The following is an 18688-nucleotide window of genomic DNA, read 5'->3' as shown; positions in this document are numbered from 1 at the left end:
CCGACCCCTTAAAGACGAACGGGACTGAACGTCCCCCAGTGAGCGATCCGATCCCGACCGGCTGTGAGTCGGTCGACGACCTGCTCGGCGGGGGGTTCGAACGCGGGGTCGTCACGCAGGTGTACGGCCCGCCCGCCGCGGGCAAGACCAACCTCGCGCTCGCCGCGGCGATCGAGGTCGCGGCGGCCGGCGACCGATCGCTTTTCATCGACACCGAGGGGCTCTCGATCGACCGGTTCGAGCAGATGGCGAGTGCCCGAATCGACCGTCCGGACGTCGACGAGAGCGTCGAGGAACTGGCCTCCCGGCTGGTGATAACCGAGGCGTACGACTTCGAGGACCAGCGCGAGGCCGTCCGCGACGCCGAGGAGCTCGCGGCGGAGGTGGAGCTCATCGTGTTGGACTCCGCGACCGGCTTCTATCGGCTCGAGCGCGCCGACGACACGGAGGGCGGCCAGTCGCTCCGGAAGGTCGCGAAACAGGTGACACACCTCCTCTCTCTGGCGCGACGACACGACGTCGCGGTGGTGATAACGAACCAGGTGTTCACGGACCCCGAGAGCGACCGCGACCGCGCGCTCGGCGGAAACACGCTCAACCACTGGACCGGCGCGATCGTACGCGTCGACCGCTTCCGCGGCGGCAACCGGCGGGCGACGCTGGAGAAACACCGTTCGAGACCCGCCGGCGACTCCGCGACGTTCAGGATCGTGGAGGAGGGGCTGATGGCCGGCGCGAGCGGCGACTAGGTACCGGGGAGCGGACGGTCGAACGGGAGAGCGGACGAGCGAGAAGAGAAACGAGGTCGGGCGGGCCGGAGCCGGATCGACGACGCGTCGGGAGCGCCTAGAGTTCGCCGAGCTTCCGGAGCAGCTGGCCGCGGTACTCCTCGTCGGCGTTGACGCCCTTGAGCTCGAGGACGTTCCGCTCCAGCTTGTCGAGCGCCACGTGGAAGGCGTGTTCGGCGCCGTATCCCTCGCCGGAGCCGCCGAGCTGGCCCTGGTCCGTCCGGAGGCGGATCTGACACTGGATGAGCGGCGTCCCGCGGAGCTTCTCCTTGTGCTGGTGGAGCCGGACGTGCGCGTGCATCACCTGCATCTGGGCGTACTTGTCCGCGACGCTCTCGATCGACTCGACGATGTGTTCCCGCGAGGTGCGGTCGAGGAGGTCGACGTTCGTGATCTGGACGTCGAGCGAGTCCTCCTCGGTGAACGTGAGCGCGCGCAACACGTCGGTCTTGGTGACCATCCCCGCGACCGCGTCGACGTCTTCGGGAGTGACGACGAGCCCGGAGACGTCGTTGTCGAACATGCGGGAGACCGCCTCCTTTGCGGTCTCGTCGGCGGTCGCCGTCACGACCGGACTCGACATGATGTCGTAGACGGGGAGGTCGAGCATCCGGTCGATGTCGCCGGCGCGGTCGCCGCTCCCCTGCCGCTCCTGGTCGCGGACGACGAACTCCACGATGTCGTTCGTGGTGACGACGCCGGTGAGCATCCCGTCGTCGTCGAGCACCGGGAGCCGGGAGATCCCGTTCTCGCGGAGCCAGTTTATCGCGCGACCCACGCTGTCCTTCTCGTTGATGCCGATCACGTCGGTCGTGACGATCTGTTCGACCGTGATGGCGTCGAGGCTCTCGAGGACGGCCTCGAGGATCTGGTCGACGGTCACGATCCCGTAGAGCTTCTCGCCCTCGTAGACCGGCGCGATCTTCACGTCGCCCTCGACGAGGAGCCGAGCGGTCTCGCGAACGTCCTCCGTTCGCTTCACCGAGGGGGCGGGCTTGACGACGGCGGAGACCTTCGTGTCGTCCTCCATCCGCGACCGCAGCAGCTGTTTCTCCCCGACGACTCCCGCGTACTCGCCGTCCTCCGTGACGACGATTCCCTTCGGGTTCTCACGCTCGAAGATGGATCGGACCTTGGCGAGCCGCTCGTCGGCGTCGACCTCGACGTACTCCGGCACTGCGATATCAGCGATGTTCATGGTCCAAGCGGAACGTTGGACGCGCCGGGTATTGAAAGTACAGGGGTTCTCGCGAGTCCCGAAAGATCGATGCCGGCGCTCCCACTGAAACCTTTTTGCCGGTTACGGACCGAGGAAGCGACGTGTACGACGCCGTCGTTCTCGATCACGACGGGGTGATCGTCGGCCGCACGCCGTTCGACACCCTCCGCGAGGCCGCCTGGGAGGCGTTCGAGCGGCTGGGCGTGACCGACCCGGACCTCGCACACGTCGACGACGTCGCGGTCGGCGTCGACCCGGCGACGCTGTCCGACATCTGTGACCGCTACGGGATCGATCCGGTCGAGTTCTGGCGCGTCCGCGACCGGACCGCGTCCGACGCGCAGGTCGCCGCCTCGCGGGCCGGTCGCAAGACCCCCTACGAGGACGTCGGCGCGCTGGCACACCTCGACGCCGCGCTCGGGATCGTCTCGTCGAACCAACAGGCCACCGTCGACGACCTCCTCGAACACTTCGGGCTCGCCGACCGGTTCGACGTCGTCTACGGCCGCGAGCCCTCCATCGCCAGCCTCTCGCGGAAGAAACCCTCGCCGTACTACCTCGAGCGGGCGATCGCCGACCTCGACGCGTCGACCGCGCTGTTCGTCGGCGACAACGAGTCGGACGTCCTCGCGGCCGACAACGCCGGGATCGACTCCGCGTTCATCCGACGCCCACACCGCCGGTCCTTCGAGCTCTCCACGCAGCCGACCTACGAGATCGACGACCTCCACGACCTCGTGAGCCTCTGTGGCCGCTCGCCGATCGGGTCGCCGTGACACCCCAGTTCCACGTCGCCGTGACGCCGGCGTTTATGGATCGTCGACCGCGAGTCGGAGTATGGACCTGAACCTCCCGCCGGTGGGGCTCGGAACGATGGGAATCGACGAGCCCGACCCGATCGCGACCGCCCTCGACCTCGGCTACCGCCACGTCGACACCGCTCGGATCTACGGCAACGAGGCCGTCGTCGGGGAGGGACTCGCCGAAAGCGACGTCGACCGCGAGGCGGTCACGGTCGCGACGAAGCTCTGGATAGACGCGCTCGCCGCGGATGACGTCGGGCCGACCGCCCGGGAGAGCGCCGAGCTGCTGGGCGTCGACGGGATCGACCTGCTGTACGTCCACCGTCCGCGCGGCGCGTACGACCCGGAGACGACCCTGCCCGCGACGGACCGCCTCGTCGATGCGGGGGTCGCCGGCGCGGTCGGCGTCTCGAACTTCGAGATCGACGACCTCGAGCGCGCCAGCGAGGTACTCGACGCATCGATCGCGGCCCACCAGACCGAGCTCCACCCGCTCTTCTACCGTCCCGAACTGCTCGAACACGCCCGGGAGCACGGCTATCCGGTCGTGGCGTACTCGCCGCTCGCGGGCGGGAAGGTGGGCGAGATCGACGAGGTGGTCGAGATCGCGGATCGACATGACGCGACGCCCGAGACGGTCGCGATCGCGTGGGCGACCGCGAAGGACCCGGTCGTGGCGATCCCGAAGGCGTCGAGCGAGCGACACCTCCGGGCGAACCTCGCGGCCGCCGACCTCGCGCTCGCGCCCGACGAGATCGCCGCGATCGACGCGATCGACCGGGAGGAGGAGCTGTATCCGGAGTGATCGGGGGTGGATCCGACAACTGATGGAGAGTCGGATCTCGGTAGGTGAATTTACGGATAGATGCTCACAACGGGTCTTAGAGGATCAACGAAATAGCGAAAGCCGCGAATCCGGCGGTTGCGAGCAGGATTACCAAGACGAGGAGGATGGTGTTCAAAGTCGGCATCGAGTCTTTTTCGGCTGTATTATTTGATCGGGGTCGATCGTTCTCGAACCAAGGAACTTCTGTTCCTTCTTCCCTAAGTGTGGCTCGGTGGGCTTTCTCGACCTCGAGTCCGCCACAGCCGTGTGACTCAGGAAGGCGATGAGAGACGCAAAACGTCTGACCACACCGATTACAGGTGTACGGCATCGAACCAGTCTCTCCACACACCTCACAATTCATGGATGATCATAACAAGATACTGTAATAATATTATGGCGAGAAGCAGGTCCGTTTCGCCGGACTGGTGAGTTATCTCGTACGTTTATCCCGCCATCCGTCCAGAAAGCGGGTGGCAGGCGGATTTGACGAGCGAGCGGCGAAATAGATCCACGTTCGTGGATATATTTCTAATTCGCTCCGTTTCGATCGACACGATCCCGGGTAGCTTTTACCGCTCCCGCCGTCCCGTACGGGTATGACCGAGGTCATCGACGGCGAGGCGGTGGCGGCGGACGTCCGGTCGGGCGTCGCCGACTGCGTGGAGACGCTCGCGGACGCGGGCGTGAAGCCCGGGCTGGCGACCGTGCTGATGAGCGACGACCCCGCGAGCGAGACGTACGTCTCGATGAAACAGCGCGACTGCGAGGAGGTCGGCATCGAGGGGATCCACGTCGACGTCGACGCCGACGCGCCCGCCGAGGAGCTGTTCTCGACCATCGACGACCTCAACGCGCGGGAGGACGTCCACGGGATCCTCGTCCAGCTGCCCGTCCCCGACCACGTCGAGGGTCGCGAGGTGCTCCGACGGATCGACCCCGAGAAGGACGTTGACGGCTTCCATCCCGAGAACGTCGGGCGGCTCGTCGCCGGCGACGCCCGTTACAAGCCCTGTACGCCCCACGGCGTCCAGAAGCTGCTCGCCGCCTACGACGTCGAGACCGAGGGGGCCGACGCGGTCGTCGTCGGCCGCTCGGACATCGTCGGCAAGCCGATGGCGAACCTCCTGATCCAGAAGGCTCCGCAGGGGAACGCCACCGTGACCGTCTGTCACTCGCGAACCGAGGACCTCGAGGGGAAGCTCGCCGACGCCGACGTCGTGATCGCCGCCGCGGGGATCCCGGAGTTCGTCGACGGCTCGAGCCTGAAGCCGGGCGCGACCGTGATCGACGTGGGGATCAACCGCGTCGACGCCGACACGGAGAGGGGGTACGAGCTCGTCGGCGACGTGGACTACGACTCCGCGAAGGAGGTCGCCGGCGCGATCACGCCGGTCCCCGGCGGCGTCGGGCCGATGACCCGCGCGATGCTCCTGTACAACACGGTGAAGGCGGCGGGCCGGCAACACGCCGTCGACGTGGAACTGCCGTAGCGTATTCGACCGTTTCGTCGTTTCACTCCTTCCCGTTCCGGATCTCGATCCGCCCCTCGATCCGGGGATCGATGCCGCGCTCGCGGGCGAAGTCGGCGAGCACCTCGTACTGGATGTCGGCCTCGCCGACCCGGTGACGCTCCGAAAGCGTCGGGAACTCGTGATCGGAGTGAAGCAGGTACTCGGAGGTGGCGACCGTGTACCGGGCGTCCGGGTCGATCGGCTCGCCGCCGACGGTCGCCTCGACGATCGTCTCGCTTTCCGCGTCCCAGACGACCCGCGCGTTCGAGACGTGGCCGTGCCACCAGTCGTCCTCGCCGAAGTCGATGTCCGGTGCGGCCATCTCCCGGAGGACGGCGCGCAGCTCCGCGCCGGTGACCGACGTCAGGACCACCGGCTCTTCGAACGGAATGAGGCTGATGAGGTCCGCCTTCGTCACGTCGCCGTGCCAGGGGTCGCCCTGCCGGAGTCCCCCGGCGTTCGAGAGTCCCACGTCGGCGTCGTGCGCCCAGCGGAACGCGTCGGCGACGAAGTTGCCGGCGCGGCACTCCCCGCCGTGGACGACCTCGCCGGTTCGCTCGATCGGCTCCGCGACCCGGTCGACGACCTCGTCGAGGTCGGCCGCGCCCATCCGCTCGGCGAGCGCCCGCTCGAGTTCCCCGTGGGGATCGACGCCGTCCGGCTCGTGAAGCGTCGCGGTGACGTGGCCGCCGGAGTCGGCGAGGCCGTCCGGGTCGTTCGGATCGCCGAGGTCGACCTCGGCGACGGCCTCGCCGTTCACGCCGGGGCGGACGAGGAGCGTCCCGTCGACGCGCTCGTTCCGCCGGCTGTGGACGTGCCCGCCGAGGATCGCGTCCACGTCGAGCTCGCGGGCGAGGTCGTCGTCGCCGCCGCCGAGGTGCGAGAGGACGACGCGGTGGTCGACCGGCGGCCCCTCGCGTTCAAGGTCGGCGAGCGCCTCCCGGACGGCCGCGACCGGCTCGTCGAACGTGAGCGGCGCGGCCATCGGGTTCAGCGAGTCGGTCGCCGGGTCGGTGACGCCGACGAAGCCGACGGTCGCGCCGTCGACCGCACGGGTCGTCCACGGGACGACGCCCTCCCGCCGTCCGAAGGGGTCGCCGTCCTCGTCGCGGACGTTCGCGGAGACGAACTCGACCGGCGCGTCGTCGACGAGCCCGCGGAGCGCGTCGGGACCGTAGTCGAACTCGTGGTTGCCGAAGGTGTCGAGCAGCGTGTCGGTGGCCGCGTAGAAGTCGATCGTCTGGCGTCCCTTCGCGACCAGCGAGAGGACGCCCGGCGCGGTGGTGTCGCCGGTGGCGACGACCGCGGCGTCGGGACCGTCGAGTTCGCGGATCCGTCCCGCCAGCCGGGCCGCCCGCTCGGGGACGTCGAAGACGTTCTCGATGTCGGAGTAGTGGAGGAGACGAGCCATGTGAGTGTGGATCGCTGGGACCCCGGCGGACAAAAACGATCGCAAGCGAAGCGGAAGGGTCGATCCGGCCTCCCGGATCGTTCCCGAACGAACACACATACTGTCTTCCACATAAACATTTATTACACACGATTCGAGATTCCCGTGCGTAGCTATGACACGCAAACACGACGATCGGCGGACGTTCCTGAAAGGTGTCGGTGGCGCGGCGACCGCGGTCGGCCTCGCCGGCTGTGCCGGGCTCGGCGGCGGCTCCGAACGCGACTACTTCAAACTCGGTGCGGTGACGTCGCTCTCGGGGGAACTCCGCTTCGGCGGCGAGGTCACCCAGCGGGGATACGACCTGTGGGCGGACACGATCAACGAGGAACAGGGCGGAATCGAGGTCGGCGGAGAGACCTATGAAGTGGAGATCGAGTACGCCGACGCACAGTCGACTCCGTCGACGGGCGCGGACGCGGCTTCCCAGATGATCAACGACGGAGCCGACGCCATTCTCGGCCCCTACTCCAGCAACGTCACCCTCGCGGTCTGTCCGATCATGGAGCAGAACTCCATGCCCCACATCAGCGGGAGCGCCGAGTCGCCGCAGATCTGGCAGGAGGGCTTCGAGTACAGCTTCGGGACGATCCCGACGGTGAGCATCATCGGCAACGAGGCGACGTCCGCGTTGTTGAACCTCGAGCCGCAGCCCGAGTCGGTGTACGTCACGGCCGTGAACGAACCCTTCTCGGTCGCGACCGGCGAGGCGATGCGGGCGGCCGCCGAGGAGGCGGGGATCACCGTCGAGAACTACGAGGAGTTCCCGCGCGACACCGACTACACGAACGTCGTGAGCGCGGCACAGAACGCGGATCCGGACCTCCACCTCCACGGGGGGCACATCGGGAGCCACGTCGACCTCGTCAACGCCGCCGAACAGCTCGGATACAACCCGGACGGGTTCCTGATGCACTACGGCGTCAACACCGGCTCGTACAGGGACGGCGCGGGCGACCAGGGGCCGTACACCTTCGGCGCAACCGTCTGGATCCCGGGCGTCGACCGCTCCGGCGGCGTCCTCTTCGACTCCCCGCAGGCGTACGCCGACGCCTCCCAGTCCGCGTACGACACCGCGCCCGACTACACGCAGGCCGGATCGACGGCCGCCGGGATCGTCTTCCAGGAGGCGTTCAAGGAGCTCGGATCGGCCCCGCCGTTGACCCAGGACGACAAGGACGAGCTGATCGGGATCCTCGAGGAGATCGAGGTCAACACCTTCTACGGGGACGTCGCTTTCGAGACAGAGGGCGAGTACTACCACAACAACATCAACACGCAGACCCTCCTCGTCCAGCTCGGCGAGGACGGTTCGCCGTCGATCGTCGGACCCGAGGAGTCCGCGACCGCCGAGGCCAACTATCCCGTCCCCGCGTGGGACGAGCGGTAAAACCGATAGATGGTCGACATCGGACTGTTCACACAGATCGTCATCAACGGTCTCCTGCTCGGGGGGATCTACGTCACGATCGGCGTCGGGTTCTCGCTCGCGTTCGGCGTGCTTGAGGTCGTCGACTTCGCAGTCGGCGAGTACGTGATGGTCGGCGCGTTCATGGGGGCGGTTCTCGCTCCGATCCTCGGATCCGAGGGTGTCTTCGTGATACCGATCGTCCTCGTCGTATTCTTCGGCGTCGGGGCGCTCATCCAGCCGCTGATCCACCACGTAACGACGGGTGACAGACCTCATCCGCTGTTGATGGGACTCGTGTTCACGTTCGGGCTCGCCACGTTTCTCCGCGGTTCGGTGCTCACGATCTTCGGTCCGAACAACCAGGACGTCCCCTCCTCGCTTCTGACGGGTGGAGTGACGATTCCGGGGATCGGAACCTTTCCGGTCGTCAGGACCGTGACCGCGGTCTTCGGCGTTACCGGACTGCTCGTGTTCATGTACTACCTGTACCGGACGCGCGGTGGAATGGCGATCCGCGCGATCGCCGAGGACCGGACGAACGCCCGACTGATGGGGATCAACATCAACCGCTACCAGTCGATAGCCTACGGGGCGTACGCCGCCTTGACCGGCAGCGCCGGCGTCTTCATCGGGATGACGTTCACGGCCAACCCCGGCATGGGGCTCCAGTACACCGCGTTCGCGTTCTTCATGGTGGTGCTCGCCGGGATGGGGTATCTCCCGGGTGTCATTCTCGCCGGGATCGTCCTCGGGCTCACGCAGTCGTTCACGGCGGTGTACATCAGCGGTAACCTGGTGTTGCTCGTGCTGTTCGCGATCATCTACGTCGTCCTGCTGGTGTCGCCGGCGGGGATCCTCGGAAAGGGTGAGTGGGCCACATGACCGGACCCGTTCCTTCCCTGGATCGGCTTCCGGGGGAACCACGCTACTGGTACGCCGGATTGGCCGTCCTGTTGGTCGCCTGGCCGCTCCTGTTCGGCGACTTCTGGGCGCGGATCGGGCTGGGCGCGCTGATGTGGATCGGCCTCGCCCAGTCGTGGAACATGATCGGCGGCTACGCGGGCTACCTCGACTTCGGACACGGTGCGTACTTCGGGATCGGTGCCTTCGCGACGGGGATCGCGATGGCGCAGCTCGGGTATCCCTTCGTCGTCGGGTTCGTACTGGCCGCCGTCGTCGCGGCGACCGTCGCCTACCTCGTCGCCGTCCCGACGTTGCGGCTCACCGGTGCATACTTCGCGATCGCGACGTGGGCGTTGGCCGAATCGATCAAACAGGCTGCGCTCGTGACCGGGATCACCGGCGGGACCTTCGGGTTGAGTCTGCCGCGCTCGTCGGAGACGTTCGTCGGCGTTCCGGTCCCGTTCCCGATCTCCGAGGCGTTCTTCTACTACGCGATGCTCGTGTTGTGTCTCGCCACGATGGCGCTCACCTACTACCTGTTCGAGCGCCACGAGTTCGGATACCGCGTGAAGGCGCTTCGGGACGACCAGGACGCCGCCGAGTCGCTCGGGATCGACACGACACGAGTGAAACGGCAGGTGTACGTGCTCTCGTGTGTCGTCGCGGCCCTCTTCGGCGCGGTCCACGCGTGGTACATCGTCTACGTCCACCCGAACGACGTCCTCGCACCGATCATCACCGACCGGATGGTCATCATGGCGCTTCTGGGCGGGCTCGGCACGCTGACCGGACCGGTGGTCGGCGGGCTACTCGTGTTCCTCCTGGAGCGTCTCTCGTCGGTGTTCCTCGGTTCGACCACGTTCTACCTGCCGCTCATCGGTATCCTGATAATGATCACTGTCCTGTTCGCACCGAGCGGGATCATCGGGATCCTCCGCGGGGAGGTCGACCGGGCCGACGTCCGGGAGAACGTGAAGGAACTCGGAGAGAAGTTCGACCTACTATGACCGACGACATACTCCGAACGACCGACCTGACGAAGCGATTCGGCGCGTTGACCGCCAACGACGAGATCTCACTCTCGGTTGAGCGCGGCGAGATCCGTGGGATCATCGGGCCGAACGGCTCCGGGAAGACCACGTTCTTCAACACCGTCACGGGCTTCTATCAGCCCGACGGTGGAAGCGTCCACTTCGACGGGGAGGAGGTCACCGGCTGGGAGCCTCACCGGCTCGCGCGTCGCGGGCTCGGACGAACCTTCCAGATCGTCTCCCCGTTCAAGAACATGACCGTACGACAGAACATGCTCGCGGTCCAGACCGACGACGGCCGTTCACGCGAGGAGAAACGCGATCGCGCCGGGGAGATATTGGAGTTCCTCGAGATCGACCACATCGCCGACAACGAGGCGCGCGGCATGTCCGGGGGCCAACAGAAGCTGTTGGAGCTCGGTCGGGTGTTAATGCTCGATCCGGAGGTCGTAATGCTCGACGAACCCGCAGCCGGCGTGAACCCGGCGCTCGAGTCGCGGATCATGGACCACATTCACGAGCTGAACGACGAGGGAACGACGTTCGTCGTCATCGAGCACGACATGCACGTGATGAAGACGCTTGCGGACTCGGTATCCGTCTTCGACTCCGGGAGCCACATCGCACAGGGCGACTTCGAGGACGTCTCCCAGGACGACGCCGTCCGGGAGGCGTACCTCGGCGGAACGACCGCGGAGGACGACGAGGTGCCGATATGAGCGGCGGAGACGGCTCGAGCGACGTGCCGACGCTCTCGGCCATCGGAGTGGAGGCCGGCTACGACCGCCACCAGGTCCTTCACGGGATCACCTTCGAGAGCCGCGACGGCGTGACGTGTATCTTCGGCCCGAACGGCTCCGGCAAGTCGACGTTCCTGAAGACGCTGAACGGGATCGTCCCCGTATGGGACGGAACGATCACCTACGGCGACGTCGACCTCACCGAGGCGAAACCCGAAGACATCGTCACTCACGGGATCGCGACGCTCCCGCAGGGCGGCGGGATATTCGGGAGCCTCTCTGTCGAGGAGAACCTGAACGTCGGAGCGTTCACCGTCGACGACGCCGACGCGATCGTCGAACGGAAGGCGGAGGTGCTCGAGGTGTTCCCGGCGCTCGAGGACAAGCTCGGCCAGAAGGCACGGGACCTCTCCGGGGGCCAACAGATGATGGTGAGTCTCGGGCGGGCGATGATGACCGGGGCCGACACGTTCCTGCTCGACGAACCGTCGGCCGGGCTCGCGCCCCGGCTCGTCGACGACGCGTTCGGCCTGATCGAACGGCTCGTCGACCGTGGCGCACAGGTCGTGTTGATCGAACAGAACGTCCGGGCGGCGCTCCGGCTGGCCGATTACGTGTACATCCTCGCGGAAGGGGAGGTACAGTTCCACGGGCCGCCGGAGGACCTCTCCGAGGAGGACGAGCTGATGGAGCTGTACCTAGGGTTGTAGACCGGCTCTCCCGGTTCGACCCCGCCACGGTACCTCCTCGCATACGCCGTTCGATGCTCCCTTCCACACGTCGTTCGTCACGCCCTCTCACACGCCCCGAGCGCTTTGAAAGCGCTTTTATGCTGTCCAAGAGTACTCCGGAGTACACCCTCTGTGGGGTCGATGATGTGCCGTTCCGACAGGGATCGACTACGGGACGGACACGCGAGCCCACACGGAGGACATAGGTGAACAACACATGCCAGTTTACGTAGACTACGACACCCCGGCCGACCTCGCCGAGCGATCGCTCGAGGCGTTCGAGGTCGCCCGAGACACCGGTACAGTAAAGAAAGGAACGAACGAGACCACCAAGTCCGTCGAGCGCGGCAACGCGAAGCTCGTCCTCGTCGCCGAGGACGTCTCGCCCGAGGAGATCGTGATGCACCTCCCCGAGCTCGCCGAGGAGAAGGGGATCCCGGTCGTCTTCGTCGACACCCAGGACGAGGTCGGACACGCCGCGGGCCTCGAGGTCGGCTCCGCCGCCGCCGCGGTCGTCGAGGCCGGCGACGCCGCCGACGACATCGAGGACATCGGCGAGAAGGTCGCGGAGCTTCGATAACCACCCATGAGCGCAGAAGAGGGACCCGGCGATTCGACCACCGCCGAGGTGATCGAGGTCGTCGGCAAGACCGGGATGCACGGCGAGGCCATGCAGGTCAAATGCCGCATCCAGGAGGGATCGAACCAGGGACGGATCATCACGCGAAACGTCCTGGGTCCCGTCCGACTGGGCGACGTGCTCCAGTTACGCGAGACCCAGCGTGACGCCGACGCCATCGGAGGGCGATAACCCATGGTCGATACACGCACCTGTGACTACACCGGCGAGGAGATCGAGCCCGGCACGGGCACGATGTTCGTGAAGACGAACGGACAGATCCTCCACTTCGTCGACTCGAAGGCGGAGAAGAACTACTTCCTCGGCCGCGAGGCGCGCGACCTCGAGTGGACCGAGGAAGGACGCAACGAGGGAGGCGAGTAGATGAGCCACCACGACGAGCGCACCTTCGTGATGGTCAAGCCCGACGGCGTCCAGCGCGGACTCATCGGCGAGATCGTCTCGCGGTTCGAGGAGCGCGGCCTGAAGCTCGTCGGCGGCAAGTTCATGCGGATCGACGAGGAGCTCGCCCACGATCACTACGGCGAGCACGCGGACAAGCCGTTCTTCGACGGACTCGTCGAGTTCATCACCTCCGGACCCGTCTTCGCGATGGTCTGGGAGGGCGCGGACGCGACCCGCCAGGTCCGCGCGATGGTCGGCGAGACCGACCCCGCCGAGTCAGCCCCGGGCACGATCCGCGGCGACTTCGGGCTCGACCTCGGCCACAACGTGATCCACGCGTCGGACCACGAGGACGAGGGCGCGAACGAACGCGAGATCGACCTGTTCTTCGACGAGGACGAACTCGTCGACTACGACCTCGACGCCGCCGCGTGGGTGTACGAGGACGAGGACCACTGAGGCCGGACCACCCGCCCATCGACGCCCTCTCGACGGCCGATCTCCCGTCGAAACGACCCGACGACGACCGCCGAGCGGCAGCCTCGTTGACACACCTCGTTTCCGGTGAAAACGCGCCGTGATCTCGCTGCAGTCACTCGATATTCCGTTTTTCGGCGTATATGAATACCCCCGCGAGCCCACACGCCATCCACGCCGATCACGCCGTCCACGCCGGGTGCGCTACTACGGCCCACCGGGCTAGTTCGGCGTTCGAACGGCTCAGTCGGCGCTCGAAGATCCGGTCGACGCTCGAGCGATCCACTGGACGACCGCACGAAGTTCCCGCTACGTCGAGAGCGCACGCACGACGCCGTCCCGGTCGACGACGAGGACCTCGTCGGTTCCGTCGCCGTTCGCGTCGGCGAACCGGGGGCTCGCGTACACCACCGTCTCCGGGACGCTCCCGCGGACGACGACCTCGCCGTTGCGGGTCAATCCGAGCACTTCACCCTCGCGGTTCACCGCGGCCGACTCCGGCGTGTCGTCGCCGGTGAGCTCTCCGACGGCCGGCGCGTTCACGCGCGTCTGCCCGCCGAACTGTTGTTTCCAGACGACCTCGCCGTCGAGCAGGTTGACCGCCCAGACGCTGCCGACGCCGCCGACGAGGACCTGGCCGCCGTCGACGTCGCCCACGGCGACGGGACGGTCCTGGAGGCCGACCTCGTACCGCGAGGAGCCGTCCGCGACCTCCAGCGCCTCGAGGTTCCCGTTGGACCCGCCGAGCGTCAGAACCGGGCCACGGCGCGTCTCCGCGACGTTCCACCCGACCGCCGTCACCGTCGGCGTCGTCGTCCAGCGGACCTCCCCCCGCTCGTCGAGGAAGTGGACGGTTCCGGGACCGCTTCCCGCGGTCGAGACCGCGACCCCGCCGGGCACCGACTCGTCGCGTCCGTCGGGGTCCGGGTCGGGCCCGACGACGAGCGGCCGCCGTTCGACCCGTCCGTCCACCGACGCCGCGAAGACCGGGTCGCCGTCGCCGGCGACGGCGAGGACCGAGCCGTCGGCGGTCGTCGCGGCGACGACGTTCCTGCCGTCCCCCGTCGGCGATCCGATCGCCGGGACGACCGCGCCGGATCCGTCGAGATCGACGACGAACCGCTCCTCGCCGTCGGCGGCGTTCAACACGACGAGTCTCCCCGGTCCGGTCGTCAGCGCGACCACCGGATCGCCGTCGAGCGTGCCGGTCGCGAGTCGGCTCACGTCGACCGGGCCGGTCTCGTTTCCGTCGCCCTCGTCGTCACCGCTTTCGCCCGGCGTTCCCGATATCCGCGTCGTCCACGCCCGGCCGTCCCCCGGAACCACCGCGCGGACGGCGCGGTCGCCGTCCTCGACGGTCGGCTGGACCACCAGCGTCTCCCCGTCGACGTCGACGGTCGCGGCTCCGGTTCCGTCGTCGCCCGGCGCGGGTTCGGACTCCCAGACGACCGTGGCCTCGGCGTTCGCGTCGTCGAGGCCGACGAACGCGAACGTGGCGACGCCGACGCCGGTGGCGCCGCCGGCGAACAGGATCAGGATCGCGAACAGGACTCGACGGTCCATTACGCCCGGTTCGGCCGGTGGCGACATACGGCTGTCGGATGCGGGTCGGAACGGCGGACCTGAGACCCCTCGAGTCTCGCGCACCCCGAGACGCGATCCCGCGGGCGTCGTCGGTCGTCCCTCGACGCGTCCCGTCAGTCGTCTTCGCCGACCCCGTCAGTCGTCTTCGCCGACCCCGTCAGTCGTCCGCGACCGCGGGCGCGTTCGGTACCGCCCGGCGGGCGTCCGGAGCCTCGGACGCGGACGACCACTCCAGACCGTCCTCGTAGTGGAACGCACGGTGCTCTCGGGTGGGATCGACGACCGTCAGGGAGAGCCAGTCGTTGTCGAGCAGTCCGGTCAGCTTCCCGTGGTCGGCCAGCACCTCGGTGACGCGGTCGACCGGCGCGTGGACGACCGTCGAGAGCCGGAGCGGCTGGTGGTACGGCTCGTCGTCCGCGGCCATCACCGACTGCAGGGGGAGCCCGGTCATCAGGTCGCCGCCGTTGCCCTGGTACACGCCGACGTTGCCGACGGGGTTCTGCGTCACCTTCGATCCGCTCCCGTAGGCGGCGTTGTCGACCGTCGAGAAGTAGTACTGCGCGTTTATCCACTGGGTGACGACCATCGGCCCCGTGAGGATCGCCTCGAGCGCGTCGCCGTCGGGATCGGTCGACCAGTCGTACGAGTGGAGGAACGCGCGACCGTCGAGATCGAGGTCGCTCGTCAGCCCGCGGGGACCGATCACGAACCCGGCGTTGCCGGCCAGCCCCCACTCGGGACGCGTCTCGGCCCAGTCGGCGGCGCGACGCTCCGTCTCCCGGACGCTCGCTCCGCCGTCCGCCCCGTCGACGCTCGCCGTGTCGTCCCCGTCCGTCGACCCGACGCGCTCGGCGGCCGCGTGCTCGCGAGCCGCGTCGAGGTCCGCGCGCAGCCGGTCGAGGTCGTCGTCGTGGCTCTCGGGGACGTGGCCGTCGTACAGCTCGATCTCGTCGGTCGTGGTGTTGTGCTGGCCGGCGAGGAAGACGGTGTCCTCGGGCACGTCGAACCCGCGGTCGCGGAGGTCGGCCCTGACGGACTCGTCGTTACAGACGGCCGCGAGGAGACGCGCGTTCGGGCCCCCGGGGTTGCCGGCGCACGCCCCGCAGTCCAGACTCGAGTCGTAGGGGTTGTTGGCCGTCTCGCCGGCGTGCCCGGCGAAGACGACGAGCCGTCCGAACGTCTCCCAGCCCATCAGTTCGAAGGCGGTCGCGGCGTACTCGACCTTCTCCTCGCGCGTCAGCCCCACGGGGAGGTCGCCGGCGCGGTCGCCACGGTGGTCGACGGTCTGGTCGCAGAACTCGTGGTCGTCCGGCACGGCGTCGTCGGCGCCGACGAGCAGGTCGCGGACGCGGCCGGGGACGAGCGTGCGGGCCGCGAGCGCCAGCCCGTACCCGCTGCCGGCGTTCTCGACGAAGCCGAAGGCGGTGGCGGGGTTGGTCTTCAGCGTCTCGACGGCCTCGCCCGCGGCCTCCCGGAGGCTCGACCAGCGGTCACGGCTCGCCCGCGTGTCCCCGTCCGCGGGAGCCTCCGTGACGTGGTGTTTCGGGTCGAGGATCGGCGGACAGGCGTCGTTCGACACCTCGGAACCGTACCCCCGGTACTCCATCGGGATCCCGAAGAAGCCGGCGTAGCCGTGGGTCTCGTAGTCGCCGGTCGCCTCGACGTGCCGGCGGACCACCTCCGAGCGCGTGTCGATACAGAAGACCAACTGCGCGTCCGGGCGGTCGGCGGACCCGCGATCGGCCGACGCCGCATCGTCGAGCGCCTCGCTCTCGGCGGCAACGGCCTCGACGAGGTCACCCCGGTAGCTCGCCTCCCACGCACTCAGGAACGCGTCGGCGATCCCGTCGGCCGGGCCGACCGTCCCCCCGTCGCGACCCGTCGACGGCTCGAGATCGACGCCGAAGCCGTCCAGCAGCGCGAGCCGCACCGCGAGGTACCCCTCGAGCGCGATCGGGAACGCCGACTGCCACGCGCCGTCGTCGTCGGCGCGACGGTTGATGAACCCCGTCCACCCCGAGAGCGCGGCGAACTGCTCCTCGAAGACGGGGACCCACTGGCTCTCCGGATACGGCTCCAGCACGGCTTCGATGGCGTCGATCGGGGACTCGGGCAGGTCCGCGACGACCCCCTCGTCGGGGATCCGCCGGTCGTGGGCGGCCACGGACCGGACCGCACGGTAGAACCCCGCCTCGCGGTTCGGCATCGACCACCGTGCCTGCCCCTCGTCGAGGAACGCCGACAGCCACTTCGTCAGCACGCGATCGGCGCGCCGTACGTCCGGGTCCGTGCCCTCCGGGTCGGCGGCTCGGAACCCCGGCTCGCCGGTCGCACTCGTGGACTCCGCCTCGGCCTCCATGCGCTCCAGCAGGGTCCCCGGGTCGGCCTCGTAGCCGCGCTCGGTCAGCTCCGAGTCGAGTATCCGGGGATCGATCTGCCCGCGGTCGAGGGCGGCCCGGAACGTCTCCGGGCTCGGATAGCCCCGGCCGCCCAGGAGGTCTGCGGCCTGCCCGACCGCCTCGTCGAACGGCAGGTCCTCGAAGCCCGCGAGCGGGTTGGCCGTCACGAACGAGTGGATCGGCCAGAGCGAGCCGACGGTGGTCGCCGCCCTGTCGATACGTTCCTCGACGGTGGACTTCTCGACGGTGGACTTCTCGACGGTGCGTTCAGTACTCATCGTGTTCCTCCGTGGCGGTCGACACGGTGCTCGACGCGGGTTGGCTCGCGTTCAACAGCGCGACGTAGAGGCGCGGACTGCGCTCGTGGAGGCCGGCCTCCATCGCGACGTAGACGGCGACGAAGACGACGGCGACGAGCGCGTGGACGGCGCCGAGTTCGGTCGGGGCCGAAACGACCGGAAGCCCGGAGAGCACGCCCGATATCGCCTCGTAGACGAGCGCGTAGACGGTGATGGCCGGGAGGAACACGAGCGGAACCGCGCCGTAACGGGCCGGTCCCGGAAGCGAGGCGCGTTCGACGACGCTGCGGGCCGCGTGGAGCGTGGTGAGAACCACGAACAGCGCGAGCAACAGCCCGCCATCGACGCTCGTTCCCTTCCCGGTGAGGGCCGCGAACAGCGCGCCGCCCGCCAGCCCGGTCAGCAGGACGGTGACGAGGCCGGCGACGCCCGCTTCGCTGGACGCCTCGTGAGTCGGGCTCGCGTGCTCGATCCGCTCGCCCGCGCTGAGGAAGTGGTACGCCTTGTAGAACCCGTGCAGGACGAGGTGGGTGATGGCGGCCCCGAAGAAGCCGAGGCCGGCCTGCATGATCATGAACCCCATCTGTCCGACCGTCGAGCAACCCAGTTCGCCCTTGACGTCGGTCTGGACGGCCTTGAGGAGCTTACCCAGCAGGGCGCTCGTCGCGCCGACGGCCACGACCCCGAGCATGAGGGTCGCGTCGACGGTCAGCACCGGCGCGAAACGGGTCAACAGGACGCCGCCCGCGTTGACGAACCCGGCGTGCATCAGCGCCGAGGCCGGCGTCGGGGCGGTCATCGAGGAGAGCAGCCAGCCGTGGAACGGGACGAGCGCGGACTGGATCATCGCCGCGAGGACGAGCGCGACCGCGGCGACGAGCCACGCCGTCCCGTCGAGGCCGTCGGCGACCGCGGCGATCCCGGAGATCGTCGTTTCGCCGGTCGTCCACCACAGCGTCGTCAGCGCGACGGAGAGGAGCGCGCTGCTGGCGAGGAAGTACGTGCGGGCGACGCTCGCGGCGGCCCGCGCCTGCTTCCAGCCGTCGACGGTGCCGATCAGCTCCGCCATCACAAGCCCCATCGCCAGCCACAGGACGGCGAACAGTCCGACGTGGTCGGCGGCGGCGAGCCCCATGACGACGACCGTGAAGCCGAACACGGCGAGGAAGAAGCCGGTCTCGTGGCGGCTCCCGGCCATGTACCGGCGCGAGTAGCTGTGGACGACACCGCTGAAGAAGGCCACGACGACCCACAGCAGAACGGTCAGGCCGTCGACGCCGATCACGCCGGGGACCTCCCACGAGGTTCCGAGTCGGACTCGGGCGACGAGGACGGCGACGCTCGCGGCGAAAAGCGACCACACGAGCCACGTCAGTACTGCCGGCACGAACGGCGATCCGGCCGTCGTGTCCGGAAGCGCTCCGACCGTCGGCTTCGAGGTGCGTCCTGCCATCGTTCGATCCATCGTACGACCGACCCGGCGATCGGG

18 protein-coding genes and 1 pseudogene are annotated in these 18688 nt (G+C 68.2%); 13 read left to right on the top strand and 6 right to left on the bottom strand.

Going from position 1 to position 18688, the window contains the following annotated elements; all coding sequences use genetic code 11:
* Window positions 1-38: 38 nt before the first annotated feature.
* Window positions 39-749 (top strand): DNA repair and recombination protein RadB, encoded by a 711-nt coding sequence (gene radB / locus EAO78_RS03145; RefSeq protein ID WP_122104399.1) that lies wholly within the window; start codon window positions 39-41, stop codon window positions 747-749.
* 97 nt (window positions 750-846) lie between these two features.
* Here the strand turns inward: radB and EAO78_RS03140 are convergent, their stop codons facing one another.
* Window positions 847-1986, bottom strand: coding sequence for a CBS domain-containing protein (locus tag EAO78_RS03140; protein WP_122104398.1), 1140 nt, complete (start codon window positions 1984-1986; stop codon window positions 847-849).
* A 122-nt stretch (window positions 1987-2108) separates the two neighbouring features.
* Between EAO78_RS03140 and EAO78_RS03135 the strand changes: the two genes are divergently transcribed.
* Both EAO78_RS03135 and EAO78_RS03130 read left to right on the top strand, forming a co-directional pair.
* Window positions 2109-2783: an HAD family hydrolase gene (locus tag EAO78_RS03135; RefSeq protein ID WP_122104397.1), complete on the top strand. Its 675-nt coding sequence runs from the start codon at window positions 2109-2111 to the stop codon at window positions 2781-2783.
* A gap of 67 nt (window positions 2784-2850) precedes the next feature.
* Window positions 2851-3615, top strand: a complete 765-nt coding sequence (locus tag EAO78_RS03130; RefSeq protein ID WP_122104532.1) for an aldo/keto reductase — start codon at window positions 2851-2853, stop codon at window positions 3613-3615.
* A 271-nt stretch (window positions 3616-3886) separates the two neighbouring features.
* Here the strand turns inward: EAO78_RS03130 and EAO78_RS18380 are convergent.
* Window positions 3887-4000, bottom strand: a pseudogene (locus EAO78_RS18380) (AN1-type zinc finger domain-containing protein); the annotation flags it as partial.
* Between the two features lie 235 nt (window positions 4001-4235).
* Here EAO78_RS18380 and EAO78_RS03120 point away from each other — a divergent pair.
* Entirely contained in the window at window positions 4236-5129 is an 894-nt protein-coding gene (locus EAO78_RS03120) for a bifunctional methylenetetrahydrofolate dehydrogenase/methenyltetrahydrofolate cyclohydrolase (protein ID WP_122104395.1), read from the top strand.
* Window positions 5130-5151: 22 nt separating this feature from the next.
* Here the strand turns inward: EAO78_RS03120 and EAO78_RS03115 are convergent, their stop codons facing one another.
* A complete protein-coding gene (locus EAO78_RS03115) occupies window positions 5152-6561 on the bottom strand; it encodes a bifunctional metallophosphatase/5'-nucleotidase (RefSeq protein WP_122104394.1) in 1410 nt (469 codons plus the stop codon).
* 154 nt (window positions 6562-6715) lie between these two features.
* Between EAO78_RS03115 and EAO78_RS03110 the strand changes: the two genes are divergently transcribed.
* From EAO78_RS03110 to ndk, 9 genes are all read left to right on the top strand, one after another.
* Window positions 6716-7990, top strand: coding sequence for an amino acid ABC transporter substrate-binding protein (locus EAO78_RS03110; RefSeq protein ID WP_122104393.1), 1275 nt, complete (start codon window positions 6716-6718; stop codon window positions 7988-7990).
* Window positions 7991-7999: 9 nt separating this feature from the next.
* The gene (locus EAO78_RS03105; protein WP_122104392.1) at window positions 8000-8893 is read left to right on the top strand and encodes a branched-chain amino acid ABC transporter permease; all 894 of its coding nucleotides are present in this window, start codon (window positions 8000-8002) and stop codon (window positions 8891-8893) included.
* Window positions 8890-9921: a branched-chain amino acid ABC transporter permease gene (locus tag EAO78_RS03100; protein WP_122104391.1), complete on the top strand. Its 1032-nt coding sequence runs from the start codon at window positions 8890-8892 to the stop codon at window positions 9919-9921. The genes EAO78_RS03105 and EAO78_RS03100 overlap by 4 nt, the downstream gene beginning before the upstream one ends.
* Complete coding sequence (locus EAO78_RS18065; RefSeq protein WP_203227813.1) at window positions 9918-10664, top strand: ABC transporter ATP-binding protein; 747 nt, start codon at window positions 9918-9920, stop codon at window positions 10662-10664. The genes EAO78_RS03100 and EAO78_RS18065 overlap by 4 nt, the downstream gene beginning before the upstream one ends.
* On the top strand, window positions 10661-11395 hold the full coding sequence (locus EAO78_RS18060; protein ID WP_203227812.1) for an ABC transporter ATP-binding protein: 735 nt from the start codon (window positions 10661-10663) through the stop codon (window positions 11393-11395). The genes EAO78_RS18065 and EAO78_RS18060 overlap by 4 nt, the downstream gene beginning before the upstream one ends.
* A gap of 238 nt (window positions 11396-11633) precedes the next feature.
* A complete protein-coding gene (gene rpl7ae / locus EAO78_RS03090) occupies window positions 11634-11996 on the top strand; it encodes a 50S ribosomal protein L7Ae (RefSeq protein WP_094529274.1) in 363 nt (120 codons plus the stop codon).
* 6 nt (window positions 11997-12002) lie between these two features.
* Window positions 12003-12227: a 30S ribosomal protein S28e gene (locus EAO78_RS03085; RefSeq protein WP_112077388.1), complete on the top strand. Its 225-nt coding sequence runs from the start codon at window positions 12003-12005 to the stop codon at window positions 12225-12227.
* Between the two features lie 3 nt (window positions 12228-12230).
* Complete coding sequence (locus EAO78_RS03080; protein ID WP_122104390.1) at window positions 12231-12419, top strand: 50S ribosomal protein L24e; 189 nt, start codon at window positions 12231-12233, stop codon at window positions 12417-12419.
* Window positions 12420-12899: a nucleoside-diphosphate kinase gene (ndk, locus tag EAO78_RS03075; protein ID WP_122104389.1), complete on the top strand. Its 480-nt coding sequence runs from the start codon at window positions 12420-12422 to the stop codon at window positions 12897-12899.
* A gap of 327 nt (window positions 12900-13226) precedes the next feature.
* On the opposite strand, the gene EAO78_RS03070 is transcribed toward ndk, so the two are convergent.
* The 3 genes from EAO78_RS03070 to EAO78_RS03060 form a co-directional block, all read right to left on the bottom strand.
* Window positions 13227-14480: an outer membrane protein assembly factor BamB family protein gene (locus tag EAO78_RS03070; protein ID WP_122104388.1), complete on the bottom strand. Its 1254-nt coding sequence runs from the start codon at window positions 14478-14480 to the stop codon at window positions 13227-13229.
* 178 nt (window positions 14481-14658) lie between these two features.
* On the bottom strand, window positions 14659-17178 hold the full coding sequence (locus EAO78_RS03065) for a DUF2309 domain-containing protein (RefSeq protein ID WP_122104387.1): 2520 nt from the start codon (window positions 17176-17178) through the stop codon (window positions 14659-14661).
* A complete protein-coding gene (locus EAO78_RS03060) occupies window positions 17168-18652 on the bottom strand; it encodes a proton-conducting transporter transmembrane domain-containing protein (protein WP_122104531.1) in 1485 nt (494 codons plus the stop codon). The genes EAO78_RS03065 and EAO78_RS03060 overlap by 11 nt, the downstream gene beginning before the upstream one ends.
* Between the last annotated feature and the right edge of the window lie 36 nt (window positions 18653-18688).

This window comes from Halobellus captivus (genome assembly GCF_003697845.1).
GTDB lineage: Archaea > Halobacteriota > Halobacteria > Halobacteriales > Haloferacaceae > Halorubrum > Halorubrum glutamatedens.
The sequence above is the reverse complement of the archived record's forward strand: the minus strand, read 5'-3'. Positions and strand labels throughout refer to the sequence as shown.